Here is a 21,633-nt window from a genome sequence, read left to right as displayed (position 1 = left end):
GATTTAAAATGGCAACAGAAAAAATATGCATCAGCGGTCTTGAAGAAGGCGCCCGTATTGAGTCCCGCATCCTTGAGGAACGGATTCAGAAAGCGGTTGCCGATGGAGCCCGCAAGCTTGAAATAGACGCCATGGGCCAGCACGGTATTGGCGGACGACTCTGGATTTCCAAGGAAGAACCCCTTGAGATCGACGTTATCGGCACATCCGGTCAGCGTCTTGGTTCCAAGGGCTTCCCCGGTACAACCATCACTGTTCACGGTTCGGTTTCCGATGACGTGGGCTGGCTTAACGCCGGTGCTGAAATCATTGTGCACGGCAACGCCTCCAACGGCGCATGTAACGCCATGGCGCAGGGTAAGGTTATCATCAACGGTGATATCGGTGCCCGTGGTATGACCATGACCAAGACCAACCCGCGCTTTGATGCCCCGGAACTTTGGATTCTCGGCGGAGTTGGTGACTATTTTGCTGAGTTCATGGCTGGCGGTACCGCTGTAGTCTGTGGTTACGAAGCACAGAATCCCGAGAATGTTCTCGCTTTCCGTCCTTGCGTAGGCATGGTTGGTGGACGCATTTTCGTCCGCGGCCCCCATGGCGAGTTCTCCACTGCCGACGCAATCCTTGAGCCCATCACTGATGCGGATTGGGAATGGCTTTGCAATAATTTGAAAGAGAACCTTGCTAAGATTGGACGCGAAGATCTTTATGAGACCCTGACCGAACGCAAAGAATGGCAGCTTATCCGTGCCAAGTCTCCTTTTGAGAAAACCGGGCGCAAGCGCCGCTCAATGTCTGAATTCCGTTCAGATGTATGGGATGGCGAGCTTGGGCAGGGCGGTCTCATCGGTGACCTGACCGACCTCGACCGTTCCCCCATTCCGCTGATCACCCACGGTGAACTGCGTCGCTTTGTTCCGGTCTGGGAAAACCGTAAATATCAGGCTCCATGCCAGTCCTCATGTCCGACCGGAATGCCGGTACAGAAACGTTGGCAGCTGGTTCGTGACGGCCTTGTTGACGAAGCCGTGGACCTTGCCCTTGCATATACTCCTTTTCCTGCAACTGTTTGCGGTTACCTCTGTCCCAACCTCTGTATGGACGGTTGTACCCGCGGCGTAAAGGATATGCTTTCCGTAGACATCACCAAGCTCGGTCGTGACGGCGTGAAGAGTCCTGCTCCTGAGCTGCCGCCTCTTTCCGGTAAGAAAGTAGCGGTTATCGGTGGTGGACCAGCAGGTATCTCCGTTGCTTGGCAGATTCGCCGTAAGGGTCATGAAGCCGTTGTGTATGATATGGCGGAGAAGCTTGGCGGTAAGATTACCTCTGCTATTCCTTCCAGCCGTATTCCCAAGGAAGTTCTGGATGCTGAACTTGAGCGCGTAGCCAAGGTTATTCCGCATGTTCACATGCAGAAGAAGCTGACAGCTGACGATTTCGCCGAACTGCGCCAGAACAGCGATGCAGTAGTGCTCGCTATCGGTGCACAGAAGCCGCGCATCATTCCGATTCCCGGTCATGAGCGCATCACCCCGGCACTTGCTTTCCTCAAGGATGCCATGAAGGGCAAAGCCGAAGTAGGCGAGAAGGTTGTCATCATTGGTGCAGGTAACGTTGGTTGTGACGTTGCTACTGAATGTGCACGCCTTGGCGCGAAAGATATTCTGCTTATTGATATCCAGAAGCCTGCCGCTTTCGGTAAAGAACGCGAAGAAGCTGAGCACGTAGGGGCTAAATTCCGTTACCCCTGTTTCACTCAGGAAGTTACCGAGGAAGGCGTGGTGCTTAAGTCCGGCGAAGTTCTCCCGGCTGACACTGTGATCATGTCCATCGGTGATACCCCGGATATTGATTTTCTTCCCGATACCATCGCGCTTGACCGTGGACACATCGTGGTCAATGAAGATTACCAGACCACCGAGCCCGGTGTTTACGCCATCGGTGATGCTGTTCGTCCCGGCCTGCTGACCCATGCTATCGGTCATGGCCGCGAGACTGCCGAGACTCTCGATGAAATCTTCACCGGCAAGCGTCCGCACGCTGAGCCTAAAGACGTCATCGATTACAGTCGCATGACCCTTGAGTATTTTGATCCGCGTCTTACCCATTTCAAAGATGTTCAGGAATGTGCTCAGGAATGTTCTTCCTGCGGTTCCTGCCGTGATTGCGGTCTTTGCGAAACCGTTTGTCCGCAGGCGGCGATTTCCCGTAAGGGTGGGGAAGGCAAGGATTTCGAAATGGTCTGCAATCCCGAAAAATGTATTGGCTGCGGTTTCTGCGCCAATGTATGTCCCTGCGGAATCTGGAATATCGTAGAGAACAGCCCCATGGGATAGTATAAAGTCTTAAAGAATGGGTGATCCGGGCGGTCCGGTGATCCTGTATGGATTCTAAGATGGAAGCGGCTACCGGAAAATCCGGTAGCCGCTTTTATATTATGTACTTATTAGAAGCGATCGGGGCTCTTAAACCATTTTATAAAAGGTTTTAAGCCGCCGAAGGTATTATTTAAAATAATGGATCAACCTTAAATTCCATTTTCTCTTTAGTTTTGGGATGCTCGAAACATAAATATCCGGCGTGCAGCTTGAGTTGTCCGGGCTCAGTGCCGGAGCCGTAGAGTCTGTCGCCCACGATGGGACAGCCGAGTCCCTGCGGATGTGCGGAATGTACCCTTAATTGGTGAGTCCGTCCTGTCAGCGGGGTGAATTCCACGCGAGTCATACTATTCTCAATACCTAGCTTACGCCAATGGGTTATCCCCAGTTTACCGTGAATAGGGTCGTAGACCTGATAAGGACGGTTGTAGGGATCAAGGCGGAAAGCCATTTCAATAACTCCGCTGTCTTCCTTTACTATGCCTTCCAATAAGGCTTCATATCTCTTTTTTACTTGTCTTTTCTGGAACTGATCCACCAGTTCGCGGACTGCCCGGGCAGTCAACCCCAGTACCAGTAATCCAGACGTATCCATATCCAGACGGTGTACAGTAGGAAATTTGCGGCATTCCGGGAACATTTTCTGAACCCGGGTAACAACGCAATCCTGATTCTCAGGACCACGGCCGGGAACGGAAAGAAGTCCACTTGGTTTGTTGACCACCACAATTTTGCGGTCAGCATAGACTATGTCGAGAAGTTTTTCGTCGTTCATCAGTTTTTCGTCCATTTTTTTAGACAAAGTTTAGTTATCAGTATTTGTAATGGAAGTGTGGAAATACTGCAAATGGGTATAAATGTGAAGAAATAAGTTATTTGCCGTTCGTTCAGAATTGTAAACTGTGTAGAGTCTAAATGTTCGACTTTTATTCGCCATATAAGACATTTTGAAGAATGAAAATGGTGTTTTTCAGGTTTATAGGGAAAGAACTGAGTATATCCTACTGCAGTGACGGGTTATTGGCTTGGTTGAACCCGGATTCAGTGTTGAATTGAGGGCAAAAAAGAGTGTTACGAAATGAAAATAGTTATGTATAGGTCAAAAAAATGGTTGTGAAAAAAATATCTATAAGCAATATGAGGGGTTAAGGGGTGTTTTGTACAAAATTTCACAAATAGCTTATTTTTTTGATTGCATAATCAAACTGAGGGGTCTATTACTTGATCAACGGATCAAGAACAGGTCCTCTTAGAAAAAATGGCCGGACAAAATTACCGGACGTTTTCATAAAGGTTAAAAAATAATTTTCATAAATAAGGTTTCAAATCTTTAACTTCCACCTCCAAGGTGGGACGGGTAATAAGAGATGAAAAAAATGAGCGTACTTTTTCTTTTACTCCTGGTGATTGTGGCTGCTGCAGCAACATCCGAAACTCTGGATTTCAAATCCAAAGACGTAACCACCGTTGCTGAAGCTCGTGTGTCCGGTGCTGACACCAAAGCTGTTGTAAAAGGACACATCGTAAGAAAGATCAACGATAATAAATATGTATTTCAGGACAAGACCGGTGAAATCATCATCGACCTCAGCCCGAAAGCGGGATCCCTCCCTGCTGACGTTAATGCTGAGATCGAAATTGAAGGCAGGGTCGAGCAGGACCTCGTCTTCGCCGGAATCGAAGCCCAGAAAATATCCGTTATCAACTAAAACGGACCTCACAGGAATAATTATTCCGAACCAGAAAGGTCGCTAATCCGACTCTCTTGAATCTGAATTGTCAGCAGTTTTCAAAGCCGCGTCCGAGGACGCGGCCTTTCTGTTTTTAGGGCCCCGGAGCTGAGTTTATACTTGGGTTCGGGGTCTTTGATTTATCTGAAATACGGGCTGCACAGCTCATTAATGGTACTGATAATTTTATCCTTGGAAACAGGCTTGGTCAGGAAAGAGTCGCAGCCTGCTTCAAGTATTTTATGTTTTGCTTCTGTCAGGGCATGGGCGGTCAGGGCTACAATGATACTCGGTTTTCTCTCGGCGCGGTTTTCCCAGTCCCTTATTTTGCGGGTGCACTCGTAACCGTCCATGATTGGCATTTCAATATCCATGAATATCAGGTCAAAACTATGCGTGCTGGCCTGTCCGAAACCTTCTTCACCATTATGGGCTATTCTAAGGTTGTGAGGCATGTCTTTAAAAAATAGTTGGATCAACATGCAGTTGGCTTTGTTATCTTCCACCAGCAGAATGTCGAGAGGACGAATCCTGCCCGGAGGTTGGATCGGGATTGGTTGCTGTTGTGTATTTGTTTTGCTTAGGGCTTTTTTAGCTGAATTTTCAAGAGAATGCATATCCAAGGGGGCCAGCAGAACACTTCCGTGGAATTCTTTAATATAATCCTGCCCGACTGTGGTGATCAGGATTATTTTCTTTTCATCAACATTCATCTTTCGTAATTCGTCTAGAGTCCGCTGTCGTTTCCACTCGTGGATGTTACCACGGACAATAACCAGATCGTACGGAGTGTTAGATTTCCGGCTGTTTTCAATAAAGCTGCGTCCTTCCTCCATACTCTGAGCTTTGCTGATCCGTTTGGTCCTTGTGCTGATCCGAATTGCAAGTGCCTGGCGGGAGTAATCCTGATCGTTGATAATCAAGATGGATTTGCCGCGCAGTGGTGAAGTGGAGATGGAAACCCGGGGGTCTTTTTCAAAGGGGAGTTCCATGTGTACGGTGGTTCCGAAGCCCTTGCGGCTTTCGATCCAGATTCTGCCTCCCATGGCTTCGCACAGGGATTTACAAATGGAAAGGCCCAGTCCGGTTCCGCCATATTTGCGGGTAGTGGAGGAGTCCGCCTGAGTGAAACGGTCGAAAATAGAGTCCAGTTTGTTATCCTCTATGCCGATGCCGCTATCCTTGACAGCGAAATGGATTTTAAGTGCCCCGTCTTTATCTGCCATATCCGGCTGAACAAGGGATGTCTCGACGACAACGAAGCCTCTTTCCGTAAATTTGATGGCGTTGCCTATGAGGTTGACAAAAATTTGTTGCAGTCTCGAAGGGTCGCCCATGAGTTGTACCGGGACGTCCCTATTTATGTTGTATGCCAGCTCCAGACCTTTGCCATGCCCTGCATGTGCGGTGACCTTGAAAGCCTTGCCGATTATCCGGTCTAGGTTAAGGTCTCTTTTTTCAAACGCAACTTCACCGGCTTCAATTTTACTAAGGTCGAGAATTTCGTTGATTAAATGCAGCAGGGATTCACCGGATTCCTGCAGGATTTCCACAAATCTGCGTTGTTCATCATCCAGATTTGAGTCGGCGAGAATCTCAGCCATCCCCAGAATTGCGTTCATCGGGGTGCGTATTTCGTGGCTCATGGCAGCCAGAAATTGTGATTTGGCCCGGGTTCCTTTAGCTGCTTCAACTGCCATAGCTTCAGATTTGGCAATGGCTTTGACTAACAGTTGGTTGGCGGATTCAAGTTCATGAGTGCGTTCTTGAACATTAACTTCCAGATTTTTGTACAGGCTTTCCAGATTGCGGCTCATGTGGTTGAAGTTAAGAGCCAGTATTCCGATTTCATCCATGCGGGAGCCAACATCGACAGTAACAAATTTGCGGCGGGCAATCTTTCTGGTGTTATTGGCCAGCATTCGGAGCGGGGAAATCAGGATGCGCTGGAAAAAGGCATCTAGCGCAATAATGGTGCAGAGCATGCAAGCGGTGAAGAGAATGGTCAGGCTGATTGTGTTTTCGCGGATTTCATTTCTGACTTTATCCAGCTTCATACCGATTTCAACCCTGCCGATATGTTCTTTTCCACTTATAATCGGTTTGGAGACAATTAGTACGTCAGCTCCGTATGAAGGGGTGTTCTTGGATATGTGGGACTTGGATACGATATTTCCCGACTGGAGGATGGGATTTCCTTCGCGGTTGTAAATTTCGCAAAAAGCAACCTGCGGTGATTGTTCAATGGAAAGGGCCAGATCTTCGATAAGAAAGAAGCTGAAACGAGGCAGATATTCAGCGCAGGAACGCGCTGCAAGAGAGGCTATCCGGTTCCCGTGTTCAAATAAGCTGTCTTCAAGCAGCCTTTTTTGGGAGTCGACAATATAATAGCCCAGCATAAAAAAGAAGAGCAGCAGGATAAGCCCGGTGCCTATTGATATTTTAAACCGTAAGCTGTCCTTCATTCCAGTTCAATAGTCATGTTTTAAATTTACTTTGGTATGGGCCGCAGTCTTTTATTTGAGATTTTCCCGGTATTGAAACTTAATCTCGCCGTTTATGATTTTGTTCCTGATATCGTCGATTGTTTTCAGTACAGAATTAGGGATTTTGTCCCGGGTGTATTTCATTTCACTCAGTCCTACACCGTTTTGCTTTAAGCCGTAGCTGGTGGGGCCTGATTTGAATTCTCCCTGCATAACAGCCTTCAATTCATTGTAGGCAGCGACATCAAGTTTTTTGATCATACTGGTCAAAACAAAGCCTTTAGCCAGTGAATCCTGATCAGAATCAACACCTATGGCATATCTTCCACTGCGTCTGGCTGCTTCAATTACACCGTTTCCGGTAAGTCCGGCAACAGTGAAAACAATGTCCGCTCCGTCTTTGTACTGCCCCATGGCAACATTGTAGCCCTTGGCCGGTGAATTAAATCCGGAAAAATCTCCCAGCGGGCTTAAATAGGCCACGTCGACTTTAATATCGGGGACAGCGTATTTTGCCCCTTCCACATAGCCTTGTTCAAATTTACGAACCGGTGGAACCGGGGTGGCCCCGATGAAACCTATTTTTCCAGTCTTGCTGGTCAGTGCCGCTAGTGCTCCGGCCAGAAAGGAGCCTTCTCCCTGTTCGAAGAAGACGGAAGAAACATTCTCCATTCCTGATAAAGGAACTTCGCTGATGATGAATTTTTTGTTCGGATATTTCGGGGCGGTCTTTTTTACCAGTTCTGCATGCTGGGCACCCACAAGGATCAGGATGTCAGACTGTTCTATGAGATTCGTGAAATCTTCCATTCTGGATTCGCCGTCTACTTCCGGCTCAAGAATGATCAATTTGAAATTGAACTCCTGTTGAGCCCTGCGGATTCCACCATAAGACATATCATTAAATGAAAGATCTCCAAGGCCGGAAGCTCCGGTAACAAAACCTACTACGGGCTGATCCGCCCAAGCGGTTCCGATTGTAAATAATAAGAATAAAATTGTGACAAAAACATTTTTCATAATTTCCCCGAAGTAATGAAACCTGTGAATCTCAGCAATGAATATGCCTTTAAGAACTGTCTTTTTTACTAGAATATCTTCAATAAAACATAACTTAATATAAAAGTGTAATTTATAAAAGGTTATTTCCGCAACTTCAGGATATGCTTTAGCATTAAAGAAACCCCGGCAAATTTAAAATTTGCCGGGGTTTCTTTAATGCATTGACGATAACAAGATCAATTTTTTTGTTTTAAAAGTGAGTCGGGAGGAAAAATGCCAAGGGACTTCCAGTTAATTTTACCGCCGACTTGAGCAAGGCCGACTCCGGCGAAGATAACTAATGAGGCCAGCAGTTGTGTAAAATTAAGGGTTTCACCCAACAGGAACCAGCCGAAAAAAGCGGCTATGGCCGGCACAAGGTTGATGAAAGCGGAGGCTTTTCCTGCAGGCAGGCGGCTCATTCCAACATTATAGAGCCCAAATGCACCTAAGGTGACGAAAGCTCCCAGATATCCGGCTATGAAGATTACATTCAGCGGGTCCGGTCCGAGTCCGTCCCGGATAAGCAGGTACATTCCGGGCAGGAAAAAAATACATCCGGCACTGTTTTGGACTGCGGTCAGGGTCCACGGACCGTAGCTGGCGGAAAGCCTTTTGACTAACAGCATATACCCTGCAGCGCAGATCATGGCGAGAAGTTCCAGCATATTACCAAGTGCCGGGTTGGCCCCGTTACCGGACGGACTGCCGCTTAAGGTCAATATTGCAACTCCGAGCATGGAGAGAGCCAGTCCTAGCCATCCGGCGAGGGTTGTTTTTTCTTTAAAAAAGAATCCGGCCCCGGCTGAAACCATCAGTGGAAGGGAGGCGGAGATCAACCCTGCCTGTGTTGCTGTGGTGAAGGTCAGGGCATAGGATTCTGAAAGGAAATAAAGGCAGGGCATGAATAATGCCATGACGGCAAGTGCAAATCTGTCCTTTCCTTTTTTGACCGGACCCGCCAGACGCGGAATGAAGGGGGTGAGTACGAGGGTGGCTATTCCCGTACGCATCCACATCACTGCCCATGGATTCAAATTTCCTACAAGATGTTTCATAGCAGCGAAAGAACTCCCCCAGAGCAGGACTGCTGCCAATATAGAAAATACTGGAATTATAGTTGTGTTCGACTTGCTTGTGCTCATAATTGTCTCCTTAGGTAGCAAAGTAGCTGCTTGTTTAATTACGGTCTTGGAAAAAATTGCTCATGGATGATGATGAAAAAATAATAGAAATGATGATTTGAATGTGTAGGGGTTCTCTTGTAGCGAAGAGGAGGCTGTGCATATGGTTTTTGTTGAATGGAAAGAAAAATATAGCCTTGAAAATGAGCATATAGATAAGCAACATAAATTCTTAATACAAATGCTTAATGATCTGGCTGAAGCCGGTCCCGGAGATAAAGAGAGTGCGGCTTGTACCTGCTTGAGTCGTATGGAAAAATACGCGCAGGAACATTTTCAAGATGAAGAGAAGCTTATGCGCGATAACGGGTACCTTCTTCTTGATGAGCATATTAAAGAGCATGAAGGATTTATCCGGCAACTGGAAGATTACAAAGAAGCGGTTTTTACCAAGTATGTGCCTTTTCAGGATATGTTGGAATATCTGAATAATTGGTTGGTTGAGCATATTATTAAAAGTGATCGCAAATATGCCCGTTTTATGCGTGGTGATTAAATATTCGTGTACTGTGAGGGAGTCGCGCCCGTATAGCGGCGGAAAGTGTTGGTGAAGTGGCTTTGGTCTGAGAAGCCGCTTTGCAGGGCTGTTTCGGCAAAGGACATTCCGGAACGCAGCAGCCTTTTGGCGTGTTCAATGCGTAACTGCAAGTGATAGCTGTGGGGCGGAAGTCCTGTTGTTTTTCTGAATACCCGCAGCAAATGGTAGCGGGAGAGTCCGGTGGCCTGCGAAAGTTCTTCAAGTGAAACTTTTTCCGAGAGATTTTCGTGGAGATATTCGCGGGCTTTTTTCACGGCTGAGGGGTCGTTGGTGTGCGGTACTTTGGATTGAGCCTCGCAGTGCCGGGTCAAAAGGGCCGCAGCTGCACGGGCAAGAGCTGTATCCAAGGCCAGTCTGCTTTTTACTGTTGATGCAGCGTAGTTGAGTTCGGTCAGGGTTCCGGTGGTCAACTTATCTTCAGTTACAACGGATCTGAATTCCGGCAATCCTTCTGCTTCGTTCAGGTCGCGCAGGGCTTTTTCAAACAGTTGATTGTCAAAACTGAATACACGGTAGGTGAGCCGGGTGTCAGAGTCGGTAATCACGCCGGAATGAACAAGGCCGGGATTAAAGAGGGCTATTTCTCCTCCACGCACAAAGGAACTGCCTGAACCAGGCTGGCGGCAATAGCAACCGCCTGCCTCCATAACCCCTACGGAATGGAATCCGTGGGTATGGTTCGGGAAGGAATGGTTGGAATTAATGACTTCCTGAATTTCGAGGCCCTCGATTGATTCGGGGCGTAGGTATCTGATTGTTCCTGTGTTCATAGATCGCACCGCTTGACCGGAAGAGTTGCATAAACGTTAATAGAAAACAAGCTAGACAGCATGCGGTTGGCGGTCTTGTAAAATATTGCTCTCTTGGATTACTTGTTGTTTTTTCTTTTTACTCCATGATCTTTCAAGGTCTGGACTATGTCATCGAACCGATCAAGAGCATTACCCATGATCTTGATTTCCTTACCATTGCGGGGTTGTATTCGAATTCCCCATTCTTCTCGATGGCGAAGCATGAGGCCGGTGGCTACCGCCTGCATAGTAGTTCCGAATATCAGCAGCAGGCTGGAAAGTTTTCCGCTGAGGCGTGTTCGGTAATTTTTGAAGTATTCAATTTCATCCCATTTGATGAGTTCATCTTTTCCTCTTGTGATAATATGTAGGCCTTGATCGGTTATTCTGTAGCAGAGATCACTGTATTTCAGTGCGGTAATCAGCAGTACTGACCAGATGGCGGCCATCAGCCACATGGCTCCGGTTAACCAGATCCAGCCTTTGGACATGCTTAAGACGCTTCCTCCGGCATCCATCTCCCAGACGATCAGGAAGGGCAGCAGAAAGAACATGGGAGTAAATATCAAACCCATAATGTCAGGACCGATTACCGTGGCTCCGAGTGGGTAGTGTATTTCGTCAGTTTCATATTGGCGTCGCGGAATAAAGAAGTAGATAGCTAAGCCAATCATTATCAGTCCCGGACCGTGGTAAAAATAAGGATGCTTGAATTGTTCCGGCAGGCTGTAGATATCTCCGGCGTGACTGGCGTATATGCGCAGCCATTTTTGCCCGTTGCCTATGGAGACAAATACGGCTTGTTCAGGGTAATGGGATACTTCATTGAAGGGCGGTTCGTCGGGCTTGAATATATATTGTTTGTGCGTGGATCCGTATGCCCTGTCTTCAAGCTCCGGAATTCCTTCTGTGCTGGTCATGGTTGCTGCCAGCTCAAACCATATCGGACTGGTGACGGTTATCCTTTGGCTCTCAATTGTAGAGCCTTCATAAAGGCTGACAATAAGCAGTTTGCCTCCCGGCCAGAGCATGAGGTAGCCGCCAAGGCAGAACAGGAACAGAGCTGATGCTCTTCTGAAAATTTCAATCATAGCAAACTCACGTTTGGTTAACGGTTTCAGCTGAAAAAATATAACATGTATCTCTTGCGTGGAAAATGCATTTTGTTTCTAATTGAAGCCTGAAGGTAGCTAATATGGGCAGGACTGTTTTTACTGAAAAGGCGATCGAGGTTATCAAGGCTATTCCGGAAGGAAAGGTTTGTTCTTATGGTAAGGTTGCGGCTTTGGCCGGTAATCCCCGTGCAGCAAGGCAGATTGTCCGCATCTTGCACAGCAGCGGTAAAAAGGAGAATCTTCCTTGGCAGCGGGTGGTAAACCGTGAAGGCTGTATCTCCCTGAAAAAAGGGCAGGGATATGAAAGACAGCGTGAATTACTGGAACGTGAAGGTGTTGAATTCGATCTCCAAGGTCAGATTGATTTTGAGATTTATCTCTGGGTGCCCGAGCAATTAATTCTCGATGATGAAAGATAGAAGCTGGAGAAGTATATGAGTGTTATTTCCGTACCTGAACTGAAGATGAATGATGGCAATTCGATCCCCGCGCTGGGATTCGGTACTTATAAACTCAACGGTTCCGCCGGGGTTGAGACCATGGTCAATGCCATCCGCAATGGATATCGTCTGCTTGATTCCGCTTTCAAGTATGAAAATGAAGGGGCAGTGGGCGAAGCCATCCGCCGCAGCGGGGTTTCCCGTGAAGAATTGCTGGTGACCTCCAAGGTCCCCGGTTTGCGTCATCGCTACAATGAAGCCCTTTATTCTGTAGAAGAGTCTTTGTATCGCGCCGGTTTGGAGTATTACGATTTTTATCTTATCCATTGGCCCAATCCCAGTCAGGATTTGTACGTGGAAGCATGGCAGGCGCTTATTGAAGCCCGTAAACGGGGACTGGTTCGTTCAATTGGTTGCAGCAATTTTCTGCCTGAACATATGCAACGGCTTATGGATGAAACCGGGGTGGTCCCGGCTGTGAATCAGGTCGAACTGTATCCTTATTTTATCCAGCAGGAGCAGCGTGACTGGCATGAGCAGCATGGGATTATTACCCAGTCGTGGAGTCCGCTCGGCCGCGACAGTTCTGCAATGCAGGAAGCTGTAATTAAGGCTATCGGTGATAAGTATGAAAAAAGCGCGGCGCAGGTGATCCTGCGCTGGCACGTACAATTGGGAGCTGTTCCCATTCCGAAGGCCACATCTCCGGCACGTCAGCTTGAAAATATCGATATTTTTGATTTTGAATTGTCAGTTGACGATATGGCAACCATAAGTGCATTCGATAAGCCCGACGGCAGGCGCAAGGATCAACATCCGGCGTATTATGAAGAGTATTAATGATAAACGGCCCGGAACTTTGTGTTCCGGGCCGTTTTTTTTGAGTTGATTTTTCACTTTTTATTCCGCTTTTAAGTCTTCCACTATCTTCTGCATTTCCGAGACCTGTACGGCAAGGGATTCGAGTGCTGTGCTGAATTCCCGCGCACTGTCAGTTGTTTCTGCAGTGATACGGCTGATCTCTTCAATCGATCCGTTAATCTCCTCAGAGGTTGCGGATTGTTGCTCTGCTGCGGTGGCAATGCTTTGGATCTGGACCGCGCTTTCTTCTGCTCCGCTTACAATCTCTTGCAAAACAGTACCTGATTTTTCGGAGAAATTATTGGCTTCTTCAATATGCTGGTAAACCGTTCCCATTGAACGAATATTTTCCCCGGCAACGCGCTGGATGGCGTTGATGGAATCAGAAACTTCTCCGGTGGCAGTCATGGTTTTTTCCGCCAGCTTGCGGACTTCGTCGGCTACGACTGCGAATCCGCGTCCGGCTTCACCTGCACGGGCCGCTTCAATGGCGGCGTTAAGAGCCAGCAGGTTTGTCTGGTCGGCAATGTCGGTGATCACTCCGATAATTGCTTCGGTTCCTTTGGCCTGCTTATCCAGCTCTTCCATGTTAACTTTGAGGTTGTTGACTTCGGAAACGGTCTGACCCAGAGCTGTCTTGGATTTATCCACGACGTCAGCTCCGTTTCGGGCTTTGTCCTGCGATTCGGTGCTTTCCCCGGCTGCGTCAGCTGCATTGCGGGCTATCTCCAGCACTGTGGCATTCATTTCTTCCATTGCTGTGGCTGTGGAGGTGATGCGGTCACTCTGGATTTCTGCTCCGCTAAGCAATTGGTTGGATTGTACAGACATCTGTTCGGAAGCGGAGACAACCCGTTCAAGAATGAGTTCAACTCGCTCTGCTGCATGGTGCAGACCATCGGTGCGGGCCATGTCTGCTTTGGCGCGGGCCTTTTCAGCTTCGGCTGTTGCTTCACGGGCCTTGGCAGATTCTTCCTCGGCCTTACGGGTTTCGTCTTCCGCCTTGAGAATAGTTTTCTTGAGTTCAGCTACCATGGCCCGCAGGGACTCTGCCATGTGTCCGATTTCATCTTTCTGATCAATGTTGAGATCTGCATCGAGATCACCGTCAGCAACTTTGGCAGTGTATGCAGCGGTTCTGATGATCGGTTTACTGATTACACTGGCAAGCATGAAAAGGACTACCAACAGGATGGCGATAGCTATACCGCTGATGATCAGGCTATTCTGGGCAATGACATTGGCCTGTGCTTCAACCTTGTCCATGGGGATTACCAGTGCAATGGACCAAGGATATGATGTTTTTCCGACTTTTATCGGAGCATAGGTGATATATTGTCTTTGCCCGTTTTCAGATTCGGTTACGTAAGAGTAGGCTCTCCCTCTTTCGATGGCATTCAGGGTCTCTCTTTTGTGGGCGTAGTCGATCACATCTCCAAGGTTCTTTGCCTGCAATTCGGAATTCGGGTGGGCTACAATGTTACCTTTGTTGGTCACAAGGTATGCGTATCCGGTCTCAAGAGGTTTGATTTCAAGAATGGTTTCCTGAAGGTCGTTCAAATAAAAATCTACACCAACAACCCCGATGTTTTGTCCGTTCTTTTTAACCGGAATCCCGGTGGAAGAGACCCAATAGGTCTTACCATTTACTGTCCAAGGATAAGGTTCAGTAATTGTTTCCACATTGCCGGACATGGGATTTTGAAACCAGCCCACATTGGAAACGTCTTTGTTGCCCACAAACAGTTCTGCGATCTGTCCATTATCGCGGTGGTACCAGTTGCGGTAGGCCCCTTTGTATTTGCCTATGTAGTCGTCTTCCCGGCCATCATAAACATCAGGGGGGAAGGCACACCAAGAACCGGCAAGACCGGGATGCCGTTCCAGAACTCCAACCAGAACAGAGTCGAGATATTCGCGGTCCGGGATAACGCTGTAGTTAGCTCCTTCTTCAAACATGATGCCCAGTGCTCTTGTTACAGTCAGGGCTTTGCCCATTGTTTCGGAAATTTCATTACCGAATCCCTTGGCAATATGGTCGGCAGCCTCACTTGCCTGTTTCACAGCCATTTTCTTGGCCTGATTGGTCATGACCAATGTACTTGTTGCAAGGATAAGGGCCACAATGCAGAATGTTGGTAAAATAATTTTAGTCTTCAGACTCCAGTTCTTGAAACTCATTAAAAATCCCCCTGTTTTTGCGACACTGTCGGCGTGTTTGTGACAACTCTGTCATATTTTTATTCAGTAATTACAGTGTATTGCTAGATTCTACAGGGGTTGTTTCGGCAATCTTTGAGAAAATGTAAAGGGGGAAACTAAAGAATTGTAAAAAAGATTTAATTATTGAAATCAGAGGAGAGGCAAAAAGAAAGGCCGTATCAGTTGATACGGCCTTTTGTTCTTATTGTTGTGGTCGTTTTTTTATTCGTCTTTCAAGTCTTCTACTATTTTTTGCATTTCGGATACCTGTTCGGCCATCGATTCCAGGGCCAAAGCAAATTCTCGGGCTCCATTTGCCGTTTCAGCTGTGATCCGGCTGATTTCTTCTATGGAGCTGTTAATTTCTTCAGAGGTTGCGGATTGCTCTTCAGCAGCTGTTGCGATGCTTTGAATCTGGACCGCGCTTTCTTCAGCACCGGTTACGATTTCTTTCAAGACTCCTCCGGAGCTTTCCGAGAATTCATTTGCTTCCTCAATGCGGGTGTAAACTGTTTCCATAGAGCGGATGTTGTCCCCGGCTACACGCTGGATGGCGTTGATGGAATTAGAAACTTCCCCGGTAGCGGTCATTGTCTTTTCAGCCAGCTTACGGACTTCATCAGCAACAACTGCGAAACCTCGTCCTGCCTCGCCAGCACGGGCAGCTTCAATAGCCGCGTTGAGAGCCAACAGGTTGGTCTGGTCGGCAATATCGGTAATTACACCGACAATGGCTTCAGTTCCTTTGGCCTGCTTGCCAAGTTCTTCCATATTGCTTTTGAGGTTGTTTACCTCGGCTACAGTCTGGGTCAGTGCACCTTTAGATTTCTCAACAACCGAAGCTCCGTCTCTTGCCTTTATCTGCGCATCGTTACTTGCTTCAGCCGCATCACTTGCGTTGCGGGCGATTTCCAGCACGGTCGCGTTCATTTCTTCCATGGCTGTTGCTGTGGATGAAATACGGTCGCTTTGGATTTCTGATCCCTGCAGCATTTCATTGGATTGTACTGACATCTGTTCGGAAGCGGATACTACCCGCTCAAGAACCTGCTCAACCCTATCTGCGGCGTGGTGCAGCCCTTCGGTACGAGCCATATCCGCTTTGGCTCGGGCTTTTTCTGCTTCTGCTGTTGCTTCGCGTGCCTTTGCGGATTCTTCTTCTGCTTTGCGGGTTTCATCTTCCGCTTTAAGGATGGTCTTCTTGAGTTCTCCGACCATGGCTCGCAGAGAGTCGGCCATACGTCCGATTTCGTCTTTCTGGTTGATTTCAAGCGAGGCATCAAGATCGCCTTCAGACACTTTGTTGGTGTATCCTGCGGTCTTGAGGATAGGTTGGCTGATAACTCCGGCCAGAACAAAGAGAATAGCCAGCAGGATAAGAATGGCCACAACACTGACGATCATGCTGTTCTTGGCAATGGCATTGGCTTGTGCCTCAACCTTGTCCATGGGGATAACCAGTGCGATGGACCATGGAAAAGAAGTTTTACCCACTTTGATCGGAGCATAGGTAATGTATTCCATATTTCCTGATTTTGATTCGGCTACATAAGAATAGGCTCTGCCATTGTTGATCGCGTCCAGAATTTTGCCTTGTTGTTTGCCTTTGAGAATATCGGTTATGTTTTTGGCCTGTAGTTCTGAATCAGGATGAGCAACTATGGTTCCTTTGTTTGTGACCAGAAATGCATAGCCGGTTTCAAACGGCTTGATTTTAAGCACTGTCTCCAGAAGGTCGTTAAGGTAAAAGTCTACACCTACAATACCTATATTACGTCCTTTTTTCTTTACCGGGTATCCGGTGGAGCAAAGCCAGAAAGTCTTGCCGTCCACTTCCCACGGGTATGGTTCGGAAAGAGTTTCTACATTGCCGGACATGGGGTTTTCAAACCATGCCTGTCCATCTAGATTTTCATCTCCTACATATGAAGCGGCTATGGAGCCTCCGTCACGGTAATACCAGTTACGGTATGCTCCTTTGTATTTATCGCGGTATTCTTCTTCCCGGTTATCGTAGCTGGTTTTGGCGGGAAATGTGCACCATGCGCCGGAAAGACCGGGGTGCTTTTTCAGGGTATGTACGAGTACGGAGTCAAGGAATTCACGGTCAGGGATCACTTTGTAGTTCGCGCCTTCTTCAAACATGGCGGCCAGAGTTCTGGTTACGGTAAGAGCTTTTCCTAAAGTTTCGGAAATTTCATTACCGTATCCTTTTGCTTCTGTGTCAGCTCCTTTACTGGCCTGCTGTACAGCTAAGCTTCTGGCCTGATCTGTCATTACCCATGTGCTGGCGGTAAGGATAATCGCCACAACGCAGAAAGTGGGTATGATAATTTTGTTTTTTAGGCTCCAGTCTTTAAAGTTCATTCAATTCCTCCCTCAATGAAGATGACAGTTATATTCCTGAAAAGCTTATTACTTTTAGTGGTTGTAGTGCGACAACCTGCAGCTAAGCCTACTTTAATATATAACATTAATTTTGGTGGAAATGTAAAGAAAAAGCGACAATTGTGCCCTGAATGTTCATTCAGTGCGATTTGAGGAATAAAAAAAAGGCTGCATCAAATGATGCAGCCTTTGCGTGAACACTGATAAGTGAAAAAAGGTGAAGCTATTACGCTTTATTAGCCTTTTTTTACAATGGATGTCTTCAGCATCATTGCGCCGAAGCCGGGAATCTTACAGGAAATGTCATGTATGCCGTCTTCAGGTTCAACCAGACGGATGTTTTTGACTTTGGTTCCTTTTTTGATGGATGAAGATGCGCCTTTAACTTTCAGATCCTGAATAACGATGACAGTGTCACCGTCTACAAGGACGTTGCCGTTTGCGTCTTTATAAACTTTTTCCGCAACGTCTTCAGCCTGGAATTCATGGTTGCATTCCGGGCAGATGAGGGCGGTTCCATCGGAATATACATATTCAGAATTACACTGCGGGCAATTAGGTAAATTTTCCATTATGTTTAAACTCTTTGTTTATCCCTCTTGAGGAGGGGTGGGGGTCAGGAACAGGCGCGTTGCCTATTTTAAATTAATTGTTGCAGAAGCTGAGTAGCGATAATCTGTGTACTTTTCAAGTAACCATTTCTGCGTTCTATTTATTTGAAACTTTTGTCTTGGCCCGGGCCTACTTTATCCCAACTGAAATTTGAAATCGTTTTTGTGAAAGAGGCACCATTGTACGGAGGTTTTAAAAAACGAACCGTGATGGAATTTTGTCCGGGACTAAGTAAGTGGGAGGAGTGTGGTATAACTCTTTGCCCAAAGAGCGTTTGTGAATGCCCCACATTATTCCCATTAATAAACCACGTAGGTCTTTCTGGAACTCCAGGAGGTATCGGAAAGCTGCCACTAACCCAAATGCTAGATTTATGGTTACCATTGGCCCATTTACTAACCTGTATTTTTGAGATCCTCCAAGGACAGGGCTTTCCCTCCTCTGCTGATGCTTCGTATCGCGAAAATCCAAGGACTAAAATGCAAGTGAAACAGATTGCAAAGAAAATTGAGGTGCTCTTTCTCATGGCTCGGCCTCCGTTCTTTTTGCCCTGAATCTTATTAGAAGCTGAGGCTTATGCCAACTCCAACTTCGCGGCCTTTTTCTTTGACCGGAGTTCTATGCTTATTTTCTATCATAGTGTCTTCGCGTTCAGAAATAAATCCTGCACTTATTCCATTTGAGATCTCAACATCATCATACGGTTTTGCCAGTGTGTCTAATCTGGTTTTAGCATCTAAGTTTTCAGTGGCGCATTCTTCTTTGACGGTTAGGTCTTTGTCGTTTGTTTTCTCACCAGCCTGAGCTTGAATTGTGGTTGCAGATAAAATTAAAACTGCCAGTAAGGTTATAATTATTTTATACATTTTGCTGCTCTTTAAAAAATGTCTGTTTAAATGAAGTTTTTAATAAGCGTGGCCTATTGCTTTTGTGGAACAGAACTCTATGAATTAAGAAATATATATCAATGGTGAATAGTCAATTATTGAATCAAGGTAACTCAAAACAGAAAAAGCCACCAATATTACGATTGATGGCTTTTCCGAGAAAAGTGGCGGAGCCGAAGGGGATCGAACCCTCGGCCTCCGGCGTGACAGGCGTGGGTCCGCCTAAGGGCGTTTATATCGTACCGTAATGAATATCGCCTTAGTATTGTGTTTCACCGAAGGCAGAAAATTTGTGGTCATGATATTTCAACCCATTTTCTTAAAATAAGATCATTCTTTTTGAATTCAGTTGCCGATGTTTCTGTCTGACAGTGAATTTCTTCAAATTGGGGGTCTTTTTCTCTAATATCTTCAGAAAATTCAGGGATATCTTCATACATGAAGTCAGGGTGAAACTGAATTCCCCAGATGTTTTCTTCTTTCATCTTGAATCCATGAATTTTGCACCGATCTGAGCTTGCCGTGATTTCGAACCTGGAATCTAAATCAAACACCTCGTCATAGTGAAATACTGCCGACTTGAGTGAGCCGACGGCATCGAAAACAGGCGTCTCGGACAGTTTTATTTTTGTAAACCCGATTTCAGGTGTTGCTGATTTTCTTATATGGGCTTTGCCAAGTATGTGTCTTATTAAAAACTGGTGTCCAAAACATATGCCGAGAATAGATTTCTTTGCTGATCTGAACCGGTGAATGATGTCGTCCAGTGCCGGATACCAGTCTTTTTCCTCGGTGGCACTTGCCGTGGAACCGGAGATCAGCAGGTGTGTATACTTATCGGTATCAGCAATATTTCCAAGGTCTTCCAGATAGGCAGTGTCATACTTCAGTGCTACAGGTCCAAGGACCTCGGATATTCTATTGTCAAAGCTGTTCCTGAGTGGTGTCTCGAAGAGAATGTTCAGTACGAGAACATGGTTATTCTGCATTTGCGGCCACCTTTTGCGTTAGTTTTGGTTAGCATGATGTGAACAAAAGACAGTGTCCAATACATATGACCGTTTAATCCATCTATATAAAACAGAAAAAGCCACCAATCTTAAGATTGATGGCTTCTCCGCGAAAAGTGGCGGAGCCGAAGGGACTCGAACCCTCGGCCTCCGGCGTGACAGGCCGGCGTTATAACCAACTTAACTACGGCTCCGCATATATATTAAACGCGTTAAGCAACGTTTAGTATCTGAGGTGGTAGGCGGAACAGGGCTCGAACCTGTGACCCTCGGCTTGTAAGGCCGATGCTCTCCCAACTGAGCTATCCGCCCCCAGTGAGGAATCAGTTCTAAAGATACTCGCTCAAGTTGTCAACAGGTTTTTTTAAAAAAGTTTCAGAAAGTTATTCCTTCACCCATTCAAGAGCTTCGTCCCTTTGATCCGGGTTGTAATGGCGGACCTCAATTGAGGGAAAAAGCTTGTCGCCGACTTTGATCAGCTGTTCGTGCCATCTGATATCTGAAACCACAGCTTTCTTGTAGAACCGCTTAAGGTTGGGCAGGGCAAATTTCAAATCTTCAACTAAAGCATTGAATGAAATTCCGCCCATTTCTTCAACTTCTACATAGACGGCGATCCTCTCTTCTTTTTCCATCTTTTCTTTGCAGACGGCGATCATTTTATCCATGTCTTCTTCGTTTATCTTGCCATTGATCCTGAGTCCTAAAACTTTGGGGGCGATTTCGATCATTTCAATCATGTTTTACTCCGGTGTTTGTTCCTCATTCAGAGGAATTGAGATGGAAAAAACAGTGCCTTTTTCAGGGGTGGATTCAAACCACACTTTACCTTGGAGGTGTTTTTCTATCAACAGCTTCATGCTGTAAGTTCCAAGTCCTCTACCATCTCCTTTAGTGGAGAACGAACGTTTGAAAATTTGCCTCTGGCTTTTTTCAGGAATAAAACAATTATTATGACCCCAGAAATGGGCCTGTCCATCCTCTTTTTGACAGCTTAATGTAATCGCTTCTCCTGCTTTGGAAGCTTCAAGTGCATTTTTGACCATATTTCCCAAAGACCTGATCAAAATTGTAGGATCTGTATTAAAATAGAAGTCCTCAAATTCTTCTATGTGTATCTGGCGGTCAGCGCAGAGGGGATGACTGCTGTACATATCCCATATTTTTTTCAATGTGCCCTTACTGGATGTAGGCCTGATGGATACTTTTAGTTTTCCTTCCTCGGCTTTACCGAGATCTCTCTGGGCTTGAATTTCTTCTGTCATTTGAGAGATCGTATTGTCCATCTTAAGACATTGCTTATGTATTCTGTCTGATGTGGAGCTTCGGCAAAGCATTTGCGATGCATATCTGAGTCCTGTTGCGAGATTCAAAATGTCATGGAAGAAGAGATGCTCAAGGTTCTTCCTTCTTTTTTCATGACTGATATCGAGTACTGTAAAAATGACAAGTTCGTATTCTTCATATTTGAAAGGAGATGTGAAAACCTGCAGATCTAGTGCTTCATTGAAGTCTGCGGATTTTCTTAAAATATGGCACTCCTCAGTGTGGGCTTTCCCTTCAAGGGATTTGATGATTGATGCTGCGGCCCCGCAGTCACGGCAGAACATGCTTGTTCCGCAACCTCCTTTATGCGCAACAGAGTGGATGCAGCCTAACGCTTCACCCGGTCTTAGGCCGACTGTTTCATATGGACCTTTGCTCTGCGCTATTGATTGGAATGCTGAGTTGCAGAATACCGTCTGGCGGCAATTATTGATCATCAACAAGGGGACTGGCAGCGCCTGAAATGCAGCTGTCATTGAATTTCTTTTTATGGTGTCTGCAAGCTCTTGAAGCTCCGGTAAGGGAGTCCTTTCGGCAGGTGCAAAATCAGTGGGCAGAGTCATGCATAAACCTCATAAAGTTTGCTGTTGTAGATTAGTCTGTTGGTCTCTTTGTAATATCTTATTTTGACAGGGATGCAAACA

General features: G+C 46.5%; 18 protein-coding genes and 2 tRNA genes. 5 read left to right on the top strand and 15 right to left on the bottom strand.

Annotation, left to right across the window (positions count from 1 at the left end):
* The first annotated feature begins 8 nt into the window (after positions 1 to 8).
* Positions 9 to 2,336 (top strand): FAD-dependent oxidoreductase, encoded by a 2,328-nt coding sequence (locus ACNI23_RS12290; protein WP_420249053.1) that lies wholly within the window; start codon positions 9 to 11, stop codon positions 2,334 to 2,336.
* Positions 2,337 to 2,508: 172 nt separating this feature from the next.
* Here the strand turns inward: ACNI23_RS12290 and ACNI23_RS12285 are convergent, their stop codons facing one another.
* Positions 2,509 to 3,153: an RluA family pseudouridine synthase gene (locus ACNI23_RS12285; RefSeq protein WP_420249052.1), complete on the bottom strand. Its 645-nt coding sequence runs from the start codon at positions 3,151 to 3,153 to the stop codon at positions 2,509 to 2,511.
* Between the two features lie 601 nt (positions 3,154 to 3,754).
* Between ACNI23_RS12285 and ACNI23_RS12280 the strand changes: the two genes are divergently transcribed.
* A complete protein-coding gene (locus ACNI23_RS12280; protein ID WP_015853143.1) occupies positions 3,755 to 4,087 on the top strand; it encodes a NirD/YgiW/YdeI family stress tolerance protein in 333 nt (110 codons plus the stop codon).
* Positions 4,088 to 4,248: 161 nt separating this feature from the next.
* On the opposite strand, the gene ACNI23_RS12275 is transcribed toward ACNI23_RS12280, so the two are convergent.
* From ACNI23_RS12275 to ACNI23_RS12265, 3 genes are all read right to left on the bottom strand, one after another.
* Positions 4,249 to 6,573 (bottom strand): ATP-binding protein, encoded by a 2,325-nt coding sequence (locus ACNI23_RS12275; protein WP_420249050.1) that lies wholly within the window; start codon positions 6,571 to 6,573, stop codon positions 4,249 to 4,251.
* A 51-nt stretch (positions 6,574 to 6,624) separates the two neighbouring features.
* Positions 6,625 to 7,614 (bottom strand): BMP family lipoprotein, encoded by a 990-nt coding sequence (locus ACNI23_RS12270; RefSeq protein ID WP_420249049.1) that lies wholly within the window; start codon positions 7,612 to 7,614, stop codon positions 6,625 to 6,627.
* 218 nt (positions 7,615 to 7,832) lie between these two features.
* Positions 7,833 to 8,780 (bottom strand): DMT family transporter, encoded by a 948-nt coding sequence (locus ACNI23_RS12265; protein WP_420249047.1) that lies wholly within the window; start codon positions 8,778 to 8,780, stop codon positions 7,833 to 7,835.
* Between the two features lie 142 nt (positions 8,781 to 8,922).
* Here ACNI23_RS12265 and ACNI23_RS12260 point away from each other — a divergent pair, with 142 nt between their 5' ends.
* The gene (locus tag ACNI23_RS12260; RefSeq protein ID WP_420249045.1) at positions 8,923 to 9,315 is read left to right on the top strand and encodes a bacteriohemerythrin; all 393 of its coding nucleotides are present in this window, start codon (positions 8,923 to 8,925) and stop codon (positions 9,313 to 9,315) included.
* Here the strand turns inward: ACNI23_RS12260 and ACNI23_RS12255 are convergent.
* Positions 9,312 to 10,127, bottom strand: a complete 816-nt coding sequence (locus ACNI23_RS12255) for a helix-turn-helix domain-containing protein (RefSeq protein ID WP_420249043.1) — start codon at positions 10,125 to 10,127, stop codon at positions 9,312 to 9,314. The two genes, ACNI23_RS12260 and ACNI23_RS12255, sit on opposite strands and share 4 nt — an antisense overlap.
* A gap of 98 nt (positions 10,128 to 10,225) precedes the next feature.
* Entirely contained in the window at positions 10,226 to 11,239 is a 1,014-nt protein-coding gene (locus ACNI23_RS12250) for a hypothetical protein (protein ID WP_420249042.1), read from the bottom strand.
* A gap of 104 nt (positions 11,240 to 11,343) precedes the next feature.
* On the opposite strand from ACNI23_RS12250, the gene ACNI23_RS12245 reads away from it, so the two are divergent.
* Both ACNI23_RS12245 and ACNI23_RS12240 read left to right on the top strand, forming a co-directional pair.
* Positions 11,344 to 11,682 carry an MGMT family protein gene (locus ACNI23_RS12245; protein WP_420249040.1) on the top strand — a complete coding sequence of 113 codons (339 nt, stop codon included), beginning with the start codon at positions 11,344 to 11,346 and terminating at the stop codon, positions 11,680 to 11,682.
* 15 nt (positions 11,683 to 11,697) lie between these two features.
* On the top strand, positions 11,698 to 12,543 hold the full coding sequence (locus ACNI23_RS12240; protein WP_420249038.1) for an aldo/keto reductase: 846 nt from the start codon (positions 11,698 to 11,700) through the stop codon (positions 12,541 to 12,543).
* 60 nt (positions 12,544 to 12,603) lie between these two features.
* On the opposite strand, the gene ACNI23_RS12235 is transcribed toward ACNI23_RS12240, so the two are convergent.
* From ACNI23_RS12235 to ACNI23_RS12195, 9 genes are all read right to left on the bottom strand, one after another.
* The gene (locus ACNI23_RS12235) at positions 12,604 to 14,745 is read right to left on the bottom strand and encodes a methyl-accepting chemotaxis protein (protein WP_420249036.1); all 2,142 of its coding nucleotides are present in this window, start codon (positions 14,743 to 14,745) and stop codon (positions 12,604 to 12,606) included.
* Positions 14,746 to 14,988: 243 nt separating this feature from the next.
* On the bottom strand, positions 14,989 to 17,133 hold the full coding sequence (locus ACNI23_RS12230) for a methyl-accepting chemotaxis protein (protein WP_420249034.1): 2,145 nt from the start codon (positions 17,131 to 17,133) through the stop codon (positions 14,989 to 14,991).
* Positions 17,134 to 17,390: 257 nt separating this feature from the next.
* Positions 17,391 to 17,726 carry a zinc ribbon domain-containing protein YjdM gene (locus tag ACNI23_RS12225; RefSeq protein WP_420249032.1) on the bottom strand — a complete coding sequence of 112 codons (336 nt, stop codon included), beginning with the start codon at positions 17,724 to 17,726 and terminating at the stop codon, positions 17,391 to 17,393.
* A gap of 600 nt (positions 17,727 to 18,326) precedes the next feature.
* The gene (locus tag ACNI23_RS12220; RefSeq protein WP_420249031.1) at positions 18,327 to 18,632 is read right to left on the bottom strand and encodes a hypothetical protein; all 306 of its coding nucleotides are present in this window, start codon (positions 18,630 to 18,632) and stop codon (positions 18,327 to 18,329) included.
* 317 nt (positions 18,633 to 18,949) lie between these two features.
* Entirely contained in the window at positions 18,950 to 19,642 is a 693-nt protein-coding gene (locus ACNI23_RS12215) for a type 1 glutamine amidotransferase (protein WP_420249029.1), read from the bottom strand.
* Positions 19,643 to 19,780: 138 nt separating this feature from the next.
* Positions 19,781 to 19,857: transfer RNA gene (locus ACNI23_RS12210), tRNA-Asp, on the bottom strand.
* A 42-nt stretch (positions 19,858 to 19,899) separates the two neighbouring features.
* Positions 19,900 to 19,975 (bottom strand) — tRNA-Val (locus ACNI23_RS12205).
* Between the two features lie 71 nt (positions 19,976 to 20,046).
* Positions 20,047 to 20,403, bottom strand: a complete 357-nt coding sequence (locus ACNI23_RS12200; RefSeq protein ID WP_420249028.1) for a SpoIIAA family protein — start codon at positions 20,401 to 20,403, stop codon at positions 20,047 to 20,049.
* Between the two features lie 3 nt (positions 20,404 to 20,406).
* Positions 20,407 to 21,273: a sensor histidine kinase gene (locus ACNI23_RS12195; protein ID WP_420249027.1), complete on the bottom strand. Its 867-nt coding sequence runs from the start codon at positions 21,271 to 21,273 to the stop codon at positions 20,407 to 20,409.
* Positions 21,274 to 21,633: the final 360 nt, after the last annotated feature.

This window comes from Maridesulfovibrio pacificus (SeqCode) (genome assembly GCF_048612815.1).
GTDB lineage: Bacteria > Desulfobacterota > Desulfovibrionia > Desulfovibrionales > Desulfovibrionaceae > Maridesulfovibrio > Maridesulfovibrio pacificus.
The sequence above is the reverse complement of the archived record's forward strand: the minus strand, read 5'-3'. Positions and strand labels throughout refer to the sequence as shown.

Coding starts and splice junctions, on each gene's coding strand:
- ACNI23_RS12215 (WP_420249029.1), bottom strand. CDS start 19,642: ATGCAGAATAACCATGTTCTCGTACTGAACATTCTCTTCGAGACACCA.
- ACNI23_RS12230 (WP_420249034.1), bottom strand. CDS start 17,133: ATGAACTTTAAAGACTGGAGCCTAAAAAACAAAATTATCATACCCACT.
- ACNI23_RS12275 (WP_420249050.1), bottom strand. CDS start 6,573: ATGAAGGACAGCTTACGGTTTAAAATATCAATAGGCACCGGGCTTATC.
- ACNI23_RS12240 (WP_420249038.1), top strand. CDS start 11,698: ATGAGTGTTATTTCCGTACCTGAACTGAAGATGAATGATGGCAATTCG.
- ACNI23_RS12255 (WP_420249043.1), bottom strand. CDS start 10,127: ATGAACACAGGAACAATCAGATACCTACGCCCCGAATCAATCGAGGGC.
- ACNI23_RS12245 (WP_420249040.1), top strand. CDS start 11,344: ATGGGCAGGACTGTTTTTACTGAAAAGGCGATCGAGGTTATCAAGGCT.
- ACNI23_RS12285 (WP_420249052.1), bottom strand. CDS start 3,153: ATGAACGACGAAAAACTTCTCGACATAGTCTATGCTGACCGCAAAATT.
- ACNI23_RS12280 (WP_015853143.1), top strand. CDS start 3,755: ATGAGCGTACTTTTTCTTTTACTCCTGGTGATTGTGGCTGCTGCAGCA.
- ACNI23_RS12260 (WP_420249045.1), top strand. CDS start 8,923: ATGGTTTTTGTTGAATGGAAAGAAAAATATAGCCTTGAAAATGAGCAT.
- ACNI23_RS12235 (WP_420249036.1), bottom strand. CDS start 14,745: ATGAGTTTCAAGAACTGGAGTCTGAAGACTAAAATTATTTTACCAACA.
- ACNI23_RS12220 (WP_420249031.1), bottom strand. CDS start 18,632: ATGTATAAAATAATTATAACCTTACTGGCAGTTTTAATTTTATCTGCA.
- ACNI23_RS12270 (WP_420249049.1), bottom strand. CDS start 7,614: ATGAAAAATGTTTTTGTCACAATTTTATTCTTATTATTTACAATCGGA.
- ACNI23_RS12200 (WP_420249028.1), bottom strand. CDS start 20,403: ATGATTGAAATGATCGAAATCGCCCCCAAAGTTTTAGGACTCAGGATC.
- ACNI23_RS12250 (WP_420249042.1), bottom strand. CDS start 11,239: ATGATTGAAATTTTCAGAAGAGCATCAGCTCTGTTCCTGTTCTGCCTT.
- ACNI23_RS12225 (WP_420249032.1), bottom strand. CDS start 17,726: ATGGAAAATTTACCTAATTGCCCGCAGTGTAATTCTGAATATGTATAT.
- ACNI23_RS12195 (WP_420249027.1), bottom strand. CDS start 21,273: ATGTTCTGCCGTGACTGCGGGGCCGCAGCATCAATCATCAAATCCCTT.
- ACNI23_RS12290 (WP_420249053.1), top strand. CDS start 9: ATGGCAACAGAAAAAATATGCATCAGCGGTCTTGAAGAAGGCGCCCGT.
- ACNI23_RS12265 (WP_420249047.1), bottom strand. CDS start 8,780: ATGAGCACAAGCAAGTCGAACACAACTATAATTCCAGTATTTTCTATA.